The following is an 18,330-nucleotide window of genomic DNA, read 5'->3' on the forward strand; positions in this document are numbered from 1 at the left end:
AATGACTACTAAGACTCTCAAAGTTACATTGGTCAAGAGCATGAACGGTCGCATCAAGAACCACCAGGCCTGCGTTCGTGGCTTGGGTCTGCGTCGTATGCATCAGACAGTCGAAGTAATCGACACGCCTGAGAACCGCGGCATGATCAACAAGGCGTACTACATGTTGCGCCTGGAAGAATCAGCTTAATCGCTGTTCTTCGCACAATTCTCCTGGCCCGTACCAGCTACGGGCCACTAACGAAATGACAGACAAGAGCTTACGTCATGAGTCTCAATAATCTGAAACCAGCGGCCGGCAGTCGCAAGGTCGGTACCCGCGTAGGTCGCGGCATCGGGTGTGGAAAAGGCAAGACCTGTGGCCGTGGTCACAAAGGACAGAAGTCACGTTCCGGCGGCTGGCACAAAGTAGGTTTTGAAGGTGGGCAGATGCCTATCCAACGTCGTTTGCCGAAATTCGGCTTCACTTCACGCATGGCTCGGCATTACGCCGAAGTTCGTTTACACGAACTTGACATGATTGAAGGCGGCATTATCAACGTGGAAGCGCTGATCACTGCAGGTCTCGTCCCTTTACAGACTAAAACTGTAAAAGTGATTCTGTCTGGAGCCGTCACGACTTCTTGTACTGTAACGGGCTGCCGCGTCACTAAGGGCGCTAAAGCTGCTATCGAAGCAGCTGGTGGATCCGTGACAGAGCTTGTTGCAGTGGCTGCCAGCTAAGATCATGGCCGCTGACAAGAACAAGGCTGCGTTATCCGGTATCGGCGGTTCCGCCGAGCTGCGTTCGCGCCTGATGTTCGTGCTGCTTGCGATGATCATCTTCCGGACGGGTTCGCACATCACCATTCCTGGTGTTGATCCGCGCGTCATGGCAGATTTGTTTGACCAGCAGAGCGGCGGCATCCTTGGCATGCTGAACATGTTTGGCGGTGGTGCACTGTCACGCATGTCATTGTTTGCGCTAGGTGTTATGCCCTATATATCTGCTTCGATCATCATGCAGTTGATGACTCACGTCATTCCTCAGTTAGAGCAACTGAGGAAAGAAGGTGAGAGTGGTCGACGGATTATCACCAAGTACACGCGTTACGGAACGCTGATACTGGCCTCAGTGCAAGCGGTGGGTATTGCCATTGCCTTGCAAAGTCAGGGAGCCAATGGGCAAAACGTTGTATTTCTGACGGGTCCTGGTTTCGTACTGACAGCGGCTATCACATTGGTTACCGGCACCATGTTCCTGATGTGGCTGGGTGAGCAGATCACCGAGCGTGGTATTGGTAACGGTATATCCATCATCATCTTTACTGGCATTGTTGCTGGTCTGCCTGCAGCGATAGGCGGCACCTTGCAATTAGCCCGTACAGGTGAGTTAGGTTACTTTGTCGTTATATTGCTGTTTGCAATGGTTCTGGCTGTCACTGCTTTCGTTGTATTCGTAGAGCGCGGACAACGTCGAATCACGGTAAACTACGCCAAGCGACAGCAAGGTCGCAAGATGTATGCTGCTCAGACTAGCCATTTGCCGCTGAAGTTGAACATGGCAGGAGTTATTCCTCCTATTTTCGCCTCCAGTATCATTCTGTTTCCGGCAACTCTGGGTGACATTGCAACAAGTAATACCAATTCGTTCCTAAACACTATCGTATCGACGTTGCAGCCCGGGCAGCCGGTCTATATACTGCTGTACGCATCGGCAATAATCTTTTTCTGCTTTTTTTACACGGCACTGGTTTTCAATGCCAAGGAAACAGCGGATAATCTGAAGAAATCGGGTGCTTTTATTCCCGGTATCCGTCCAGGTGAAAAGACAGCTCGATACATCGACGGTGTTCTAACTCGTTTGACCTTTTACGGAGCGTTGTACATAACGCTCGTCTGTCTATTGCCCGAATTCCTGATCCTCTTCTGGAATGTGCCTTTCTACTTCGGTGGCACCTCCTTGCTGATCATTGTTGTTGTGGTAATGGATTTTGTAGGCCAGGCGCAAGCGCACATGATGAGCCATCAGTATGAAGGCTTGATGAAGAAGCAAGGTACCAAGGGAGTTCCGAAGGGAACGCGCTAGCGTTAGCGTGTTCCTGTTAGCGTTGCCCGTTCGGTTTTCCCTTTTTTGGAGATATATACATGAAAGTCAGAGCATCAGTGAAGAAGATCTGTCGCAACTGCAAGGTAGTCAAACGTAAAGGCGTTGTTCGCGTCATTTGCAATACTGACGCCCGGCATAAGCAGCGTCAGGGTTAGTTAAAATACTTTAGGCGGAGATAAGCATGGCACGTATTGCCGGCATTAACATTCCGGTCCAGAAACATACCTGGATCGCATTGACATCAATATACGGAATAGGGCGTACACGCGCGTACCAGATTTGCGGTACTGCAAATGTTGCACCTGAAACCAAGGTTCGTAATCTCTCAGAAGTCGAGATCGAGAGTCTACGTACCGAAGTAGGAAAATTTATAGTCGAAGGCGACCTGCGTCGCGATGTTTCGATGAACATAAAGCGTCTGATGGACCTCGGTTGTTACCGTGGAATTCGCCATCGTCGGGGCTTACCCCTTCGCGGTCAACGTACGAAGACTAATGCGCGCACGCGTAAAGGTCCGCGTAGACCGCTCAAGCGTTAATAGAGAAAGTTATGGCAGCTAGTAGCACCAAAAAGAAGGTTCGCCGTACCGTTACTGACGGTATTGCACACATTCATGCATCGTTTAACAATACGATTGTCATGATCACTGACCGACAGGGCAATGCACTGTCGTGGGCCACTGCCGGTGGTTCAGGTTTTCGTGGTTCGCGTAAAAGTACACCGTTTGCTGCCCAGGTAGCTGCGGAGCGAGCAGGTGAAGCCGCCAAGGAATATGGTCTGAAGAACATCGATGTACACGTCAAGGGCCCTGGTCCTGGTCGTGATTCAGCTGTGCGCTCGCTGAACAACGTCGGTTTCAAGATCAGCAGCATCCTTGACGTTACGCCTATTCCACACAACGGTTGCCGTCCGCCGAAAAAGCGCCGTGTGTGAGATGACTCGCCCAACCTTGAAGATCAGCAGTAGGAGTGTGAACCGTGGCTAGATATATAGGCCCGAAGTGCAAACTAAGCCGCCGTGAAGGCACCGACCTTTTCCTGAAATCAGGAATTCGTCCGCTTGAGTCAAAATGTAATCTGGAGACACCTCCAGGTATGCAAGGCGCTAAGCGTGGTCGTCCGTCTGACTATGCAATCCAGTTGCGTGAAAAGCAGAAGCTGCGCCGTATTTACGGTGTATTGGAAAAGCAATTCCGTAACTACTACAAGGCCGCTGCAGCACGCAAGGGCTCAACAGGTGAAAACCTGTTGTCACTGCTCGAGCAGCGTCTGGACAATGTGGTTTACCGCATGGGTTTCGGGTCTACTCGCGCTGAAGCCCGTCAACTGGTTTCGCACAAGTCAATCATGGTAGACGGCAAGATCGTCAACATTGCTTCTTACCAGATTCAACCTAACCAGGTGATCACTATTCGTGAGAAGGCGCGCAAGCAGGCTCGAATTTCTGACGCTCTGCAACTCGCTCAACAGCGTGGTGTTCCAGGCTGGATTGAAGTAGACGCGAAGAAATTTGAGGGCATGTTCAAGTCAGTTCCTGATCGTGCTGATCTGCCGGCCGAGATCAACGAATCTCTGGTTGTGGAGCTGTACTCAAAGTAAGCAGTTGGTTTTTGCTTGCTGATTACAGCTTTAGGGTGGAGTAGCGATCTGGCTGCTCCACTAACATTTAGGGGTTGAATTACGTTGAATGCCATGCAAACTGAATTCTTGAAACCACGTATTGTCGATGTAACGGCGTCCAACGCAAATCATGCGAAGGTAACGCTCGAGCCATTGGAACGTGGGTTCGGCCACACGCTGGGTAACGCGTTGCGTCGAATTCTGTTGTCATCCATGCCCGGTGCAGCTTTTTACGAAGCTGAAATCGAAGGTGTATTGCACGAATACACCACAATGGAAGGCGTACAGGAAGATGTACTTGATATTCTGCTGAATCTGAAAGGTGTCGCTATCGTGATGCATGCTAAAGATGAAGCAAATCTGAAACTGGTCAAGCAAGGCCCTTGTGTTGTTACGGCCGCAGATATCAGCCTGGATCATGATGTTGAAATCGTTAATCCGGATCATGTTATCTGCCACCTGACTGGTGATGTCAATCTGAATATGACATTGCGTGCTCGAGTAGGCCGAGGTTACGAACCAGCTTCTCATCGCACATTGGAAGAAGGCGAAAGTCGTCCCATTGGTACACTGCAGATCGATTCTTCGTTCAGTCCTGTGCACCGTGTGGCTTACAACGTCGAAAGTGCGCGTGTTGAACAGCGTACCGATCTGGACAAGTTGATCGTTGATCTTGAGACAAACGGTACTATCGATCCTGAGGAAGCTATCCGCAAGGCAGCAACCATACTTCAGGAACAATTGTCCGTATTTGTCGATCTGAAAGCAGAGACGGCGACACCGGAAGAGGAACAGGCATCTGATATCGATCCGATTCTGTTGCGTCCAGTAGATGATCTAGAACTGACAGTACGTTCAGCAAACTGCCTGAAAGCAGAAAACATCTATTACATAGGTGATCTGATTCAACGCACTGAGGTTGAACTACTGAAAACGCCTAACCTGGGCAAGAAATCCCTGACTGAAATCAAGGATGTTCTGGCTCAGCAGGCACTATCGTTAGGCATGCGCCTTGAGAACTGGCCACCACCCGAGTTGCAAAAGCAGCGCGAGCTGGTCAAGTAAGAACGGAATAAGAACATGAGACATCGTAAGAGCGGGCGCAAGCTCAACCGTAATTCCAGCCATCGCAAGGCCATGTTTCGCAACATGGCAGCTTCATTGGTAGAGCACGAGTCAATCACGACGACTGTGCCTAAAGCCAAAGAGCTGCGTCGTGTCATCGAGCCGATGATCACGAACGCGAAGCAAGACAATGTTGCCAAGCGTCGCCAGGCTTTTGATCGCCTGCGCGACAAAGCAGCAGTAGGAAAGCTGTTCAGTGAACTGGGTCCTCGTTTTGCCAACCGTCCAGGTGGCTACACTCGAATCCTGAAGTGCGGCATGCGCCCTGGCGATAATGCACCAATGGCTATCATTGAGTTCGTTGAGCGTAGCGAAGTATAATTCTGTTGTTCTTTACTGATCATCTTTCGATGGTCAGTATTCAAGAAGGTCTGCAAAAAGCTCGTTGCTTACCCAAGCACGGGCTTTTTGCGTTCTGAACGGGAAGAAAATCAGACGTGAGCAATACCGTACCACTGAGCGACAGTAGCTTCAGCGCGTTGATACAACTGCTCCGTTATGCAAAGGGTTATCGTCGTCGCATTGTCTTGGCGAGCTCTTGTTCGGCGTTGAATACCTTGTTCGACATCATGCCCGAGATACTCATCGGTATAGCCATCGATGTGGTGGTGAACAGAGAAGCCAGTTTTCTGGCCGGTTTCGGTTTCCAGACTCCGCAATCCCAGATTCTCATGCTGGGCGTGCTCACCTTCGTGATCTGGGCGGGCGAATCCATCTTCCAGTATCTCTATCTGATCCTGTGGAGAAATCTTGCTCAGGATCTGCAGGCGGATCTACGTCAGGATGCCTACGACCAGGTGCAAAGCCAGGATATGGGGTTCTTTGAAACTCGAAGCTCGGGAGAGCTGACGGCAATCCTCAATGATGACGTCAATCAATTGGAGCGCTTTCTGGATGGCGGTGCCAATGATTTTCTGCAGGTATTTGTCAGTGTTACGCTGATTGGCACCGTCTTCTTCGTGATTTCACCGAGCATCGCGGTACTGGCGTTTACACCCATTCCGCTGATCATCTGGGGCGCATTCTACTTTATGCGACGGGCGACTCCGTTGTATGCCGATGTCCGTCAATGTGTGGCCGATCTAGCTAGTCGCCTGAGTAATAATATCGGTGGCATGGCGACCATCAAGGCATTCACTGCCGAGCGGCGTGAAAGTGAACGGCTGAGGCTCGCTAGTCGTGATTATGTACAAGCCAACAGACGAGCCATCAAGGTGTCATCTGCTTTTGTACCGCTGATTCGTATGGCAATTCTCGCAGGCTTTCTCGCTACCTTTGTGATTGGTGGTTTGAAGGCACTGGATGGCACCCTGAATGTTGGAGCCTACGGCATGCTGGTCTTTCTGACGCAAAGGTTGTTGTGGCCATTAACCATGCTGGCGCAAACGGTGGATTTGTTCGAAAGAGCGATGGCCAGTACGCGCCGTATTCTGACTTTGATTACGTCGCAAAATCGGGTCAGAGACGAAGGGACATTGCTGCTGTCAGGAAACGAGCCACGCCGGATCCGATTTGACTCGATGTCATTTGAATACCCGGGTACACACAGTGGTGTTAAGAACATGTCTCTGGATATCCAGGCTGGCACGACGATGGCGCTGGTTGGTGCAACGGGTTCAGGCAAATCCACTCTGATCAAGCTGTTGCTGCGTTTCTATCCCGTATCCGGAGGTAGCATCAGTATTGATGGAGTTTTGATCAACCAGCTTTCATTGAGATCGTTACGGGAAAGTATTGGTCTGGTAAGTCAGGAGGTTTTCCTGTTCGAAGGATCTATCTGGGACAATATTGCCTATGGCAATCCAGATGCCTCCAAAGAGCAGGTTCGACAAGCAGCGCTCGCTGCAGAAGCCATGGAGTTTATTGAACACCTGCCTCATGGGTTTGATACCTTGGTGGGGGAGCGAGGTATCAAGCTCTCCGGTGGGCAACGTCAACGTTTGTCACTGGCGCGTGCAATTCTCAAGAATCCACCTATTCTGATTCTGGACGAGGCCACTAGTGCTGTAGATAATGAGACGGAAGCGGCGATTCAACGTTCATTGGCAATCATTTCGAAAAAGCGCACGGTGCTGGTGGTTGCCCATCGACTTAGCACTATTGTTGCAGCGGATCGGATAGTGGTGATGGAGAAAGGCAACATGGTCGAACAAGGAACGCATGAAGAGTTGGTTTCGCTTAACGGTTTCTATGCACGTCAATGGGCAGTTCAGACTGGAGCGGTACAACAGGGAGTAACAACGCCATGAGTATTGAAACAACTGTCGCCGATGCGGGTGACCAGATAACAACCATGCCTGAGCAGATGCCTGCCATTACGGTGATAGGCGCAGGATCGTGGGGTACGGCGCTGGCGATTCAGCTAGCGCGTGCCGGCAGTGTCGTGACCTTGTGGGGGCGCGATCGGGATCTGATGAGTCAGATGCAGCAGCAACGTCTGAATGAACGTTATCTGCCCGCTTGTTCATTTCCGGATAACTTGAAGGTGGAAGCCGATTGGGATAGGGCGGTTGCTGATGCGCAGCGCATACTCGTGTCGGTCCCCAGTCATGCTTTCAGAGCGGTACTGGAACAATTGGCAAGTACGCTGGGCGAGCGGGTTGCCACTCTGGAGCTAGCCTGGGCGACGAAAGGTTTCGAGCTGAGTACGGGTCTGTTGCCACACCAGCTAGCCCACAAACTTCTGCCAGAATGCAATAACTATGCGGTCGTCTCAGGCCCCACCTTTGCCCTGGAAGTCGGTGCGGGTCTGCCGACGGCGATCACGGTTGCAGGGTCCAATCCGGAGTGGTCGATGCGTATGGCATCAGCGCTTCGTACCAAAAACTTCATTGCCTATACCTCGGAAGATATGGTTGGTGTCGAGATTGGTGGTGCTGTAAAGAACGCTCTGGCTATCGGTGCGGGTCTGTCCGACGGTCTTGGATTTGGTGCTAATGCACGGATAGCCATGATCAATCGGGGATTGCGCGAGTTATCGCGTCTGGGCTTGGCTATGGGGGCAGAGGCAGAAACTTTTGTCGGTCTGGCTGGAATGGGAGATCTGGTGCTGACTTGCACCGATGACCAATCTCGTAATCGGCGCATGGGGCTGGCATTGGCTTCTGGAAAATCCATAGACGAGGCTGCGGAAGAGATTGGACAGGTCGTTGAGGGGATTGGAGCTGCTCGTGCAGTTTATGAGCAGGCGAAGCGCCTCAATGTTCGTATGCCCATCATTGAACAGATCTACCGGGTGGTCGTGGAGGGGGTGGCGCCCAGAGATGCGGTAGAAGCTTTATTAAGTCGGGAGCTGGGTGCCGGCAAGGAACACGGCTAGCAGCCTGGCTAAAAAATCGAGTCCGCAGCAGATCAGTCCATTCTCGAACAGGCTCCTGCAACACTGCATCGATTCATACTGGTGAACGTCAACACAAGATTGATCTCATACCCTCCGGTTTAACTGCAAATGAGGGGTTTTCAAACGCAATCAGGGTAATCAGTCTATATGTCCTATCTGCCATCAAAATTGCCAACGCAACTCACCGTTGGCATTGTCCATCTGGGACTGGGTGCTTTTCATCGAGCACATCAAGCCGTCTATACAGAGGATGCCATAGTCAGCGAACCAGGTAACTGGGGTATCTGTGCCGTTGCCATGCGTAGTCGGGAGCTTGCCAATGTCATGCAACAGCGAGACGGGCGTTACTCCTTGATTGAGCAACAATCCGCTGGACCTGTCTTGCGAGAGTTATCGGTTATCAGGGAGGTGCTTTGCTTGCCAGACACACCCGATGCGGTAGCAACTCGTATTGCAGATCCGGATGTTCATGTGGTGACGGTGACTGTTACGGAGAAGGGTTATTGTTTCAGTGGTGCTGATAGAACACTGAATATTGATGACCCGCTTATTGTGCGTGATCTGGCTAACTCGACTCAGCCTGCAACGATGCCTGGGATACTGGTACGCGGTCTGCAGTTGCGTCAGATTGCCGGAGGCCGCGGCTTGTCGATTCTCTCTTGCGATAACTTGCCAGCTAATGGGAGGCTGTTGCAGCGTATCGTGCTTGCCTATGCCGCGCTGATCGATGAAGAGTTGGTCAACTGGATTGCGGATCAATGTCGCTTTCCGGATTCCATGGTGGACAGAATTACGCCAGCTTCAAATGCCACAACTCTGGCCCTTGCGCAAAAGTTGCTGGGAGAGCCTGACCTTGCCGCCATTGAGACCGAGCCGTTCAGTCAATGGGTGATAGAGGACAACTTCGCAGGCCCTCGTCCGGCGTGGGAAAAGGCCGGGGCAATGTTAGTCGAGGAGGTTGCACCGTTTGAGGATATGAAGTTGCGAATGCTCAATGGCGCTCATTCTCTGATTGCTTATCTGGGAGCGGTAACCGGGTTAGCTGCTGTACGAGATGTCATGGCGGTGCCGGCCTATCGAGCGCTGGTTGATTGGCATATGAGCGATGCGTCGGAAACACTGGAAGAGATGAATGCGGATGATGCAGCCCGGTACAAGGATAATCTTCTTGCTCGATTTGAGAATACGGCTATTGATCACCGCTGTTTGCAAATAGCGATGGATGGCAGTCAGAAACTGCCTCAAAGAATATTCATACCGGCCATGCAACGCCTTGAGCAAGGCAAAAGTGTGGACACCAGTGCCTTGGCGACAGCCTTGTGGTTCCGGTATATACAGGGCATGAATCAGAATGGCGATATTATCGAGTGCAATGATCCGCTGAAGGCAGAGTTGGAACAGATCATCAACTCCGATCGATCGGCAACAGAACGAGTAGCTGCTTTGGGCGGCTTGCCGGGAGTGCCCAGTGGCTTGTTCGACAATATCATTTGGGTAGAGAAGGTCGCCTCCCTGGTTGACGGACTGACTGTTGACGGTGCACTGAGGACCCTGTCGCAGATGAGTGCTGCTCGACAGTAGTCGCATATCAGTGGGTACTGATGCAGTTGTGAATATCATTGATATGAAAATGTGATGATTCTGTGATAACTCCTGCCCATGGGCAGAGTCAGTATGTGTAGTCGCAAACAGACGGCAGCAATTGCTGTGTCGTTTGTTTCACTTCATACACATACTCACGGAGTTACCGCATGCATCACTATCGTTCTGCTTTGACCCTTTCAGCGCTTGTTCTCAGCGTTGCCACCGCCGCACCGGTTCTGGCATCAGACTACGAAATCACTATCACCAACCTGACTCGTGGCATTCATTTCACGCCGTTGATCGCAGCGGCTCATGATCAGAACATACGGATGTTTCATGCAGGCATGGAAGCCTCCAGCGAATTACAGGCAATCGCCGAAGGGGGTGATATCCAGTCCATGAATGATCTGTTGACCGGTTTCGGATCTGATGTGGCAGCTGGTGATGGCCTTCTGGCTCCGGGTGCCAGCGTCACTTTGACGCTGAATGATGTCGCTGCTGTCAACTCCGTTCTGTCGATCAGTGGCATGCTGTTACCTACCAATGATGGTTTTGTGGGTATCGATTCTGCGGCTCTGCCACGCGCTGATGGCGAGTCGATCACATTGTTTGCCAGAGGCTACGATGCAGGCACAGAGGCAAACGACGAGCTGGTTGGTAGTGGTGCACCGGGAGTTGCCGGTTTTCCTGCTCCGCCTCCTGTGGTGGCCACTGGTACGGGCGTGGGCGGTACGGGGATCAACACCGTAGCTGAAGGCTATGTGCATGTGCACCCGGGTGTGCTCGGCGATCTGGATGCCAATGGCGGCATCAGTGATATCAACTCAGTCGTACATCGCTGGCAGAATCCGGTTGCCAGAGTGGTCATCACGAATCAGGGCGGCGAGCAAGGTGGCGTTGGTGGAGTTTCCACAGTAGGCAATCTTGCGGGAACCGTGTACTCGGGAACCGCACTGGAACTATTCTGGGAGCGTGCAAGTAGCGATGAGGCGAGTGTTGTGGGCTATCGTATAGAGCGTGATGGTGCGGCGCTCCTGACTCTGGATGGTATCAGCTACTTCGACCAGGGTTTGTCAGCAGACACCACCTATTCGTATTCGGTCAGTGCCATTGACGCCAATGGTTCGGCGGGTCAGGCTACAGATATTCAATTGACGACTAATGCACGGTAGTGTGTTGATTTAGTTGATCCAACGATCATCCTCAGAACTGTGAAAGCCGGGTATGTGAACTTCACGTGCCCGGTCTGCTCAAACAACTCATGACTGAAGCAATTCACAAGGCCGCGTTGTCACCAGTAGAGCGAACTACAGGCGAGCCGCTGTCGCTGAGTTCCCGAAGCATTCTGCTGGTCGAAGATGATCCGGATATTGCCCGGTTGATTGATCTGCACCTGTCAGATGCCGGAGCACGGGTCGATCTGGTGGCAGATGGGATTGATGCACTGGCGAGGGCACTGAGCGAACCGTGGGACATGATCATTCTGGATCTGGGGTTGCCCGGTATTGATGGTATGACGCTCATGCGGCAAGTCAGACGGGTGTTACCGGCTTTGCCCGTATTGATGGTGACGGCACGTGGTGCTGAGGCAGACAGAATTGAAGGACTGGATGCAGGGGCGGATGACTATATCGTCAAGCCGTTCTCCATGATGGAGCTGGTGGCGCGCGTAAGAGCGGTGATACGCCGAGCAGAATCCAGCGTTCATGCCAAACGGCAATCGGTTCTGGTTGCTGGAGATCTGATTCTGGATACGGACAATCATACGGTGAACGTGGCTGGCAGGGCCGTGGATCTGACGGCAAGAGAGTTTGCCTTGTTAGGCGAATTTGTCAAAACCCCCGGCAAGGTATTCCGTCGCAGCGAGTTGCTGGAGCGTGTGTGGGGTTCCAGTTATGAAGGGTATCGGCATACGGTGAATACGCATATCAACCGACTTCGGATAAAAATCGAAGCTGATTCAGCCAACCCGAAATATATCCAGACCGTTTGGGGTGTCGGTTATCGACTGGATTGCTGAAAGATAGATGAGTTCTCTCTTTATACGTCTGTCTCTGGTCTTCAGTGCCATTCTGCTGTGTCTTGGCATGGTCACGTTGAATATCGGACATCGCAGTCAACAACGCTATTTCGAAGAATTCACTCAGGAGCTGAATCGCCCGGTTGCCATGTATATGGTTAATCAGACGCGTCTGTTTATTGATGGCAAACCTGACAAGCAGGCGCTGGCAGAACTAGCCGTGCATCTGGCGATGATCAATCCCAGTCTGGACGTTTTCTTGCTGGATCCACAGGGGAATATCCTGGCAGGTGCGCTCGATGTCGATGTGCAGTACGATCAAGCCGTTGACATGCAGCCGCTGCAACGTTTCATCGCGGGTCAGGATCGCCTGCCTATTTACGGTGTCAATCCGTCGGTTCCGGGGCAACTGCGAGTCTTCTCCGCGTTTCCTGTGAGTGGCACGGAAGCGGGTAATAGTGGCTGTGAGCCGTGTGGTTACGTTTACGTGGTGCTTGGAGGTGCCAGGCACCGTTCTTTGTGGCATAGCTTGTCCTCCAGTTATACCTTGCAAGCCGGGGCTACGATGTTTGGTGGCGTGCTTGTATTCGCATTGTTTGCCGGTATAGCGGTGTTTTTCATGATGACTCGTCCTTTACGGGCCATGACCAGGGCGCTGAGCGAATGGCGACTGGCGGCAGTGGACCAGACCACTCAGGCTCTGCCACCCAAGCTCAGTGCTGGTCGCATGGCAGATGAGTTGCAAGCTCTGGAACAAACGTGTCATGGCATGGCTAAACGCCTGGATCAGCAGTTCATTGCTCTGAACAAGGCCGACAAGCAGCGCAGGCGATTTTTGACGAGTGTCTCGCACGACTTGCGTACGCCACTGACCAGTCTGAGCGGTGCTATTGAAACCGTTTTGCTCAAGCATGAGCAGCTGACCCCGTCAGATAGCCAACGATATCTCTTGCTGGCACAACGTCAGGCCAATCGCCTTCGCAGTCTGATCTCGCAGCTGTTCGAGATGGCGCGGCTGGACTCAGGGGATGTGAAGCCGCAGATAGAACAGATGTCCTTATCGGAACTGGTTTTCGATACGGTACAGGATATGGAGGCAGAGGCCTCCAGAGTGGGCATAGCGCTGACAGTATCCAGCTCTGCCGATAGCACGAATGTGATCGTGCTGGCGGATATGAGCATGATTCAACGTGTTCTGGAAAATCTGGTTTTCAATGCGATTAGACATACGCCGGAAGGTGGTCATGTCTCAGTAACTGTCGGTCAGGATGCTGATCTTCACGGGGTTGTGGAGGTCGCAGACTCAGGCCGTGGATTTGCCACCCCCATGGATGCCTGTCCGTTGATGGTTTGCATTGATCAGGGTGAAGTCATGGCCAGCATGAACAGCGCAATGAGCGAAGGTAGTGGATTGGGTTTAGGTATTGTGCAGCGAATTCTGGTTTTGCACGGTAGTCAGGCTCTGGTATGGAGCCAGCCTGGAGAAGGTACGAGAGTGAAATTTTCCTTGCCCTTATCAGTTTGACGGGGCTCGCTCGCACAAGGCCTTCCAGCGCAACGATAATACTTGCTATCCGTTCGTGGGCTCCAGGCTGTTGCTACCCTGACGCTGCTCACGCACAAATACATACAGACCACTCATTACAATGACCGCTATTCCCAGCCAGGACAGCGTGTCTGGCCATTCATCAAAAATCAACCAGCCCAGGTAGGTGGCTGCGATGATTTCTACATAGCCGAAAGGTGCCAGTAGAGATGCGGGTGCCCGGTTGACGGCAATGACAACCAGAAGATGACCTGCAGCTGCAATCACGCCGATCAACATCAGCCAGCCCCACTGAGGCAGGTCAGGAACCACCGGGGTCCAGGCTGGGCTATCCAGCAACATGCCAAGCAGTAATGCCAGTGATAATGCAATAGTGGCACCAAACCCTGATGCGAACTGCATGATCAAGGGGTGGTCAACATTGGCCACAGAACGTGTGACGACCAGATAGCAGGAGAAGAAAAAGGCTGCACACATGGGGAGCAAGGCTGCCAGTGTGAATGAATCGCTACCAGGCTGAATCACCAGCAAGGCTCCGAGAAAACCTGCCAGTACTGCCGCTTTACGATGCCAACCGATCTTTTCACCCAGAAACAATACCGCTAACAGGGTTAAAAGCATTGGCTGAACGAAAAAGATCGCAATCGCATTGGCCAGTGGCAGAAACTGGAGAGAAAAGAAGAAAAACGTGGTGGCAACGGCCAGCAGAACACCTCGCACCGCGTGTATTGCAGGACGTTTAGGCCATAGTGCCTTGAAGCCGTAGAGAGGGATGATAGCCATGCCCATGATGATGAACTGAAAGGTGAAGCGGCCCCAGGTGATTTGTACCGGTGACATGCTGTCGCCCAGAAATTTTGCAATGGCGTCCATCACCGGCACGATCATGGTGCCCGTGACCATGAAGATTATTCCCCAGCTAGGCGAAGAGGTTTTCCCTTGCCAGTGCTGTAGCGAGGCGGGTGTGGTGGTTTTCACAGCTGCACTTCAAGCTTCTGGTCGTCAACAGCTTGCTGTATGACTGGCAAGGAATCCTTGTTGATATAATTCTGAGCTATCGCATGAGTGGCTGCTGCCTGGGTGTCCGGTGTCAGCAGCATGTCTATATCCATTTCTTTCAAGCGCTGAATCAGGAGCTGAATGGCGGAGCTTCGCCACTGATCGCTGACGTCACGGATGTAGATGGTTTTGATCTGATCCGGATATTCTTCGGCGATAGTGGTGTAGATTTCCGGATCATCCTGGCCACTGTCACCGCAGAGAATGAAAGATAGCGTCGGATAGAGATCGATTATCGCTCTGATCTGTTCCAGCTTGTGTTCCTTGTGTGGGCCGGCGATGAATTTGGTCTCGTCAATGCCTAAGTCCCGCAACATCATTGGGCCAGCGACTATATGGTTCAGACGCATGAAGTCGGTCAGGAATTCGTACAGATTCCAGGGGCTGCTGGATACATAGAAAAACGGATTGACTGTTCCGTGCAGGGCCTGGTAGAAATCAGCGACACCATCGAAGGCAAGCCTGGTGGTGGCGGACTCCAGCAGTGTCAGACGCATCATTCGCCGTAACGAGGTGGCGTTGGTAACCAGCAGGGTATCGTCGATGTCGCTGATGACTGCAAAGCGTGCGGCCGGATCCGGCAGGTTGATCACAGGGTCACCGTCGATCTGAATCGTTGTGAACCCCGGGAGTGTCAGCTCCACCGGGATGGTATTGCCAGGTTCGTCGCTTGTACGGATATTGAAATCGAGCCTGAAATACCCCTCTTCATCAGTGATGCTCTCTACCTGCTCTGCACCCACACGACCGCGCACCGTGACGCCTTCCAGCTCATCGGTTGCAAAGCGTGCATAGCTGGCTTGCAGATTGTTCCACAGTGTCGAGATGCCGGGCAGGGAGGGTTGCTTGTAGCGCAGCACCCGACCATTGATGCTGCCTTGCCAACCGCCTGATAGCCTGGTTGCCAGGCCACGATAGGCAATCACATGCAGATGAACTTCCGGATGCAACTTTTCGCGTGCACGGGAGCGGACAACATCAAGCACATTTTCAGTGCCCATGCCGAGGCGATGGAACAGGGTTTTCCAGTGATCACTAGCCATTATCGAGATAAAATGCGTTTGAGGTATTGACCGGTATAGGAGGAGGCACAGCCGATGATATCTTCAGGTGTTCCAGCTGCAACGACAGTCCCACCACCTTGACCGCCTTCGGGGCCCATGTCGATGATCCAGTCTGCAGTCTTAATTACATCCAGATTGTGTTCGATGATAATCACGGTATTGCCGGCATCACGTAGTCGCTGTATGACCACAAGCAAAGCCTTGACATCTTCAAAATGCAAACCTGTTGTCGGCTCATCAAGGATATACAGAGTGTCGCCTGTGTCGCGCTTCGAAAGCTCTCGTGCCAGTTTGATGCGTTGAGCTTCACCGCCGGATAGCGTTGTCGCATTCTGTCCCAGCGTTATATAGGACAGGCCGACATCCATCAGAGTGGCCAGCTTGCGATGCAGTACCGGCACTGCGCCGAAAAACTCATGTGCCTGTTCAACTGTCATCGTCAGGACCTGGTGAATATTCTGCCCCTTGTAGCGTATGTCCAGTGTTTCGCGGCCATAGCGCTTGCCTTGGCAGACGTCACAGGGGACATAGACATCGGGTAGAAAATGCATTTCCACCTTGATCAGGCCATCTCCCTGGCAAGCTTCACAGCGACCCCCCTTGACATTGAAACTGAAGCGTCCTGCCTTGTAGCCTCTGGAGCGTGCTTCGTGAGTGCCTGCGAACAGATCTCTGATCGGCGAGAACAGGCCGGAGTAGGTGGCAGGGTTGCTGCGTGGGGTGCGGCCAATGGCGCTCTGGTCAATGTCCACAATTTTGTCGAACACCTTCAGGCCGGTAATGCTTTTCAATGGCGATGGGGTATGACGGGCGTTATTGATGGCATTGGCCGCGTGCTTGTAAAGGGTATCGTTGACGAGTGTCGATTTCCCCGAGCCTGAGACGCCTGTGACTACCGTACAGATGCCGACAGGAAATTTCACATTGACAGATTTAAGGTTGTTGCCAGAAGCTTTGGTGATGCTGATGAACTGTTTACCCGGTTTCTTGCGTTCGGGAATGGGAATGAAGCGCTTGCCGGACAGATACTGGCCGGTAATCGAGGCGCTATTGCTGATGATCTGCTCTGGTGTGCCAGAGGCCACTATGTTGCCACCATGAACACCGGCTCCCGGTCCTATGTCCAGTACAAAATCGGCCGCCCGGATGGCGTCTTCATCGTGCTCCACGACAATGACGGTATTGCCCAGATCACGCAGGTATTCCAATGTCTTCAGCAGCTTGTCGTTATCACGCTGATGCAATCCGATTGAGGGTTCATCCAGTACATACAGAACACCTTGCAGACCTGCACCTATCTGGCTGGCGAGACGTATGCGCTGTGCTTCGCCTCCGGAGAGGGTGTCAGCGCTGCGATCCAGTGAGAGGTAATCCAGGCCTACGTTGATCAGGAAGTTCAGTCGCAGCAGGATTTCACCGGTAATCTTGCTGGCGACTTCTTTGCGCTGACCTGTCAGCTTCAGCGAGTCGATCAGAGAGCGGGTGTCACCGATGGAATGGTTCACGATCGAGGGTAGGCTGTGCCCATCGACCAGGACGTGCCGGGCAGCCTCATTCAGACGCGCGCCCTTGCAATCAGGGCAGGTCTGTGAGGAGAGCAGTTTGCCAAGCTCTTCACGCACTGCATTCGATTCGGTGTCCTTGTAGCGGCGCGTCAGGTTGGGAATGATGCCTTCAAAGGGGCGTACGGACTCATAGCTGGCCTGACCTTTTTCGCTCTGGTAGTGGAATTTGATCTTCTCCGTACCGGATCCGTGCATGATCAGATGTCGGATAGCTTCTGGCAATTCATCAAAAATCGTATCGACATCGAATTTATAATGAAGGGCCAGTGACTTGATCATCTGGAAGTAGTAGGCATTGCGCTTGTCCCAGCCACGAATGGCTCCACCAGCAAGGCTGACAGAAGGGTTCACGATGATAAGTGCCGGATCGAAGAACTGACTCAGGCCGAGTCCATCACAGGTTGGGCAGGCGCCATGGGGGCTGTTGAACGAGAACGCGCGAGGTTCCAGCTCCGGTAGAGAATAGCCACATTGACTGCAGGCAAAGCGCGTAGAGAAGACCATGTCATCGCCATCATCGCGCAGTGGTGTGACAATGGCGTTGCCATCACCCAGTGTCGTGGCTGTTTCAAAGGACTCGGTGAGGCGCAGGCGCAGGTCGTCCCGTACCTTGAAGCGGTCCACGACGACATCAATGGAATGTTTCTGTTTTGCAGGCAGTGAGATGTCACCTTCCAGCTCTGTGATGACCCCGTCAATTCGTGCTCGCAGATAGCCTTGTGCCCGCAAACGTTCCAACAGGGTCGCATGGTCGCCTTTGCGATCCCGGATGACAGGTGCCAGCAGCGCCAGGGTGGTTCCCGCATCCAGAGCCATGACAGTATCCACCATCTGACTCAGAGTCTGGGCTTCCAGTACTTCGCCGTGAATCGGGCATGTGGGTGTGCCGGCACGGGCGTACAGCAGGCGCAGATAATCATATATTTCGGTGATGGTACCAACCGTGGAGCGCGGGTTGTGGGAGGTTGATTTCTGCTCAATGGCGATCGCCGGAGAAAGCCCGTCTATCAGATCCACGTCCGGTTTGTCCATGATGGACAGAAACTGGCGTGCGTAGGCTGACAGCGATTCCACATAGCGGCGCTGGCCTTCTGCGAACACGGTATCGAAAGCCAGAGATGACTTTCCACTACCGGATAGTCCGGTAATGACGATCAAAGAGTCGCGCGGCAGGTCAACATCGATGTTCTTGAGGTTGTGCGTGCGTGCGCCACGGATGCGAATAGTATCCATTGCCGAGTTCTGGTGAGCGGTGATTGAGGAAAGGGCGTGTGTCAGCAGGGCTTGAGCCCTGATACTATACGCCGCTTGACCCGTAC

General features: G+C 52.6%; 18 protein-coding genes. 15 read left to right on the top strand and 3 right to left on the bottom strand.

All coding sequences use genetic code 11. The annotated features are described in order from the left end of the window. Position 1: 1 nt before the first annotated feature. The 15 genes from rpmD to IMCC3135_RS08720 all read left to right on the top strand — a co-directional run bounded on the left by rpmD (position 2) and on the right by IMCC3135_RS08720 (position 13,302). Positions 2-190: a 50S ribosomal protein L30 gene (gene rpmD / locus IMCC3135_RS08650; RefSeq protein WP_088917242.1), complete on the top strand. Its 189-nt coding sequence runs from the start codon at positions 2-4 to the stop codon at positions 188-190. Between the two features lie 77 nt (positions 191-267). Further along, on the top strand, positions 268-723 hold the full coding sequence (gene rplO, locus IMCC3135_RS08655) for a 50S ribosomal protein L15 (protein ID WP_088917243.1): 456 nt from the start codon (positions 268-270) through the stop codon (positions 721-723). Between the two features lie 4 nt (positions 724-727). Beyond that, positions 728-2,068, top strand: a complete 1,341-nt coding sequence (gene secY / locus IMCC3135_RS08660) for a preprotein translocase subunit SecY (RefSeq protein WP_088917244.1) — start codon at positions 728-730, stop codon at positions 2,066-2,068. Between the two features lie 59 nt (positions 2,069-2,127). Beyond that, the gene (rpmJ, locus tag IMCC3135_RS08665; protein WP_088917245.1) at positions 2,128-2,244 is read left to right on the top strand and encodes a 50S ribosomal protein L36; all 117 of its coding nucleotides are present in this window, start codon (positions 2,128-2,130) and stop codon (positions 2,242-2,244) included. A gap of 26 nt (positions 2,245-2,270) precedes the next feature. Then, entirely contained in the window at positions 2,271-2,627 is a 357-nt protein-coding gene (gene rpsM / locus IMCC3135_RS08670; RefSeq protein ID WP_088917246.1) for a 30S ribosomal protein S13, read from the top strand. An 11-nt stretch (positions 2,628-2,638) separates the two neighbouring features. Beyond that, positions 2,639-3,022 (top strand): 30S ribosomal protein S11, encoded by a 384-nt coding sequence (rpsK, locus tag IMCC3135_RS08675; protein WP_088917247.1) that lies wholly within the window; start codon positions 2,639-2,641, stop codon positions 3,020-3,022. 44 nt (positions 3,023-3,066) lie between these two features. Continuing rightward, entirely contained in the window at positions 3,067-3,687 is a 621-nt protein-coding gene (gene rpsD / locus IMCC3135_RS08680) for a 30S ribosomal protein S4 (RefSeq protein WP_088917248.1), read from the top strand. A 93-nt stretch (positions 3,688-3,780) separates the two neighbouring features. Further along, complete coding sequence (locus IMCC3135_RS08685; RefSeq protein WP_088917249.1) at positions 3,781-4,773, top strand: DNA-directed RNA polymerase subunit alpha; 993 nt, start codon at positions 3,781-3,783, stop codon at positions 4,771-4,773. Between the two features lie 15 nt (positions 4,774-4,788). Then, a complete protein-coding gene (gene rplQ, locus IMCC3135_RS08690; protein WP_088917250.1) occupies positions 4,789-5,154 on the top strand; it encodes a 50S ribosomal protein L17 in 366 nt (121 codons plus the stop codon). Positions 5,155-5,270: 116 nt separating this feature from the next. Beyond that, positions 5,271-7,082 carry an ABC transporter ATP-binding protein gene (locus IMCC3135_RS08695; protein WP_088917251.1) on the top strand — a complete coding sequence of 604 codons (1,812 nt, stop codon included), beginning with the start codon at positions 5,271-5,273 and terminating at the stop codon, positions 7,080-7,082. After that, complete coding sequence (locus IMCC3135_RS08700; RefSeq protein WP_335589291.1) at positions 7,079-8,152, top strand: NAD(P)H-dependent glycerol-3-phosphate dehydrogenase; 1,074 nt, start codon at positions 7,079-7,081, stop codon at positions 8,150-8,152. The genes IMCC3135_RS08695 and IMCC3135_RS08700 overlap by 4 nt, the downstream gene beginning before the upstream one ends. A gap of 168 nt (positions 8,153-8,320) precedes the next feature. Next, positions 8,321-9,754: a mannitol dehydrogenase family protein gene (locus IMCC3135_RS08705; RefSeq protein ID WP_088917252.1), complete on the top strand. Its 1,434-nt coding sequence runs from the start codon at positions 8,321-8,323 to the stop codon at positions 9,752-9,754. Positions 9,755-9,924: 170 nt separating this feature from the next. After that, entirely contained in the window at positions 9,925-10,929 is a 1,005-nt protein-coding gene (locus IMCC3135_RS08710; RefSeq protein ID WP_088917253.1) for a spondin domain-containing protein, read from the top strand. Positions 10,930-11,018: 89 nt separating this feature from the next. Next, a complete protein-coding gene (locus tag IMCC3135_RS08715; protein ID WP_088921754.1) occupies positions 11,019-11,777 on the top strand; it encodes a response regulator transcription factor in 759 nt (252 codons plus the stop codon). A 7-nt stretch (positions 11,778-11,784) separates the two neighbouring features. After that, positions 11,785-13,302 (top strand): sensor histidine kinase, encoded by a 1,518-nt coding sequence (locus IMCC3135_RS08720; RefSeq protein ID WP_088917254.1) that lies wholly within the window; start codon positions 11,785-11,787, stop codon positions 13,300-13,302. 45 nt (positions 13,303-13,347) lie between these two features. Here the strand turns inward: IMCC3135_RS08720 and IMCC3135_RS08725 are convergent, their stop codons facing one another. From IMCC3135_RS08725 to uvrA, 3 genes are read right to left on the bottom strand one after another with little or no spacing between them, the layout of a single operon-like run. Further along, positions 13,348-14,301: a DMT family transporter gene (locus IMCC3135_RS08725; protein ID WP_088917255.1), complete on the bottom strand. Its 954-nt coding sequence runs from the start codon at positions 14,299-14,301 to the stop codon at positions 13,348-13,350. Next, positions 14,298-15,425, bottom strand: coding sequence for an App1 family protein (locus IMCC3135_RS08730; protein WP_088917256.1), 1,128 nt, complete (start codon positions 15,423-15,425; stop codon positions 14,298-14,300). Before IMCC3135_RS08730 ends, IMCC3135_RS08725 begins: the two co-directional genes overlap by 4 nt. Further along, the gene (gene uvrA, locus IMCC3135_RS08735; RefSeq protein WP_088921755.1) at positions 15,425-18,244 is read right to left on the bottom strand and encodes an excinuclease ABC subunit UvrA; all 2,820 of its coding nucleotides are present in this window, start codon (positions 18,242-18,244) and stop codon (positions 15,425-15,427) included. Before uvrA ends, IMCC3135_RS08730 begins: the two co-directional genes overlap by 1 nt. Between the last annotated feature and the right edge of the window lie 86 nt (positions 18,245-18,330).

The sequence above is a fragment of the Granulosicoccus antarcticus IMCC3135 genome, assembly GCF_002215215.1.
In the GTDB taxonomy this organism is placed as follows: domain Bacteria; phylum Pseudomonadota; class Gammaproteobacteria; order Granulosicoccales; family Granulosicoccaceae; genus Granulosicoccus; species Granulosicoccus antarcticus.

Bases quoted from the DNA above. Each gene is read 5' to 3' on its own strand.
- rpmD (WP_088917242.1), top strand. From the start codon at position 2: ATGACTACTAAGACTCTCAAAGTTACATTGGTCAAGAGCATGAACGGT.
- rplO (WP_088917243.1), top strand. From the start codon at position 268: ATGAGTCTCAATAATCTGAAACCAGCGGCCGGCAGTCGCAAGGTCGGT.
- secY (WP_088917244.1), top strand. From the start codon at position 728: ATGGCCGCTGACAAGAACAAGGCTGCGTTATCCGGTATCGGCGGTTCC.
- rpmJ (WP_088917245.1), top strand. From the start codon at position 2,128: ATGAAAGTCAGAGCATCAGTGAAGAAGATCTGTCGCAACTGCAAGGTA.
- rpsM (WP_088917246.1), top strand. From the start codon at position 2,271: ATGGCACGTATTGCCGGCATTAACATTCCGGTCCAGAAACATACCTGG.
- rpsK (WP_088917247.1), top strand. From the start codon at position 2,639: ATGGCAGCTAGTAGCACCAAAAAGAAGGTTCGCCGTACCGTTACTGAC.
- IMCC3135_RS08685 (WP_088917249.1), top strand. From the start codon at position 3,781: ATGCAAACTGAATTCTTGAAACCACGTATTGTCGATGTAACGGCGTCC.
- rplQ (WP_088917250.1), top strand. From the start codon at position 4,789: ATGAGACATCGTAAGAGCGGGCGCAAGCTCAACCGTAATTCCAGCCAT.
- IMCC3135_RS08700 (WP_335589291.1), top strand. From the start codon at position 7,079: ATGAGTATTGAAACAACTGTCGCCGATGCGGGTGACCAGATAACAACC.
- IMCC3135_RS08705 (WP_088917252.1), top strand. From the start codon at position 8,321: ATGTCCTATCTGCCATCAAAATTGCCAACGCAACTCACCGTTGGCATT.
- IMCC3135_RS08710 (WP_088917253.1), top strand. From the start codon at position 9,925: ATGCATCACTATCGTTCTGCTTTGACCCTTTCAGCGCTTGTTCTCAGC.
- IMCC3135_RS08715 (WP_088921754.1), top strand. From the start codon at position 11,019: ATGACTGAAGCAATTCACAAGGCCGCGTTGTCACCAGTAGAGCGAACT.
- IMCC3135_RS08720 (WP_088917254.1), top strand. From the start codon at position 11,785: ATGAGTTCTCTCTTTATACGTCTGTCTCTGGTCTTCAGTGCCATTCTG.
- IMCC3135_RS08730 (WP_088917256.1), bottom strand. From the start codon at position 15,425: ATGGCTAGTGATCACTGGAAAACCCTGTTCCATCGCCTCGGCATGGGC.
- uvrA (WP_088921755.1), bottom strand. From the start codon at position 18,244: ATGGATACTATTCGCATCCGTGGCGCACGCACGCACAACCTCAAGAAC.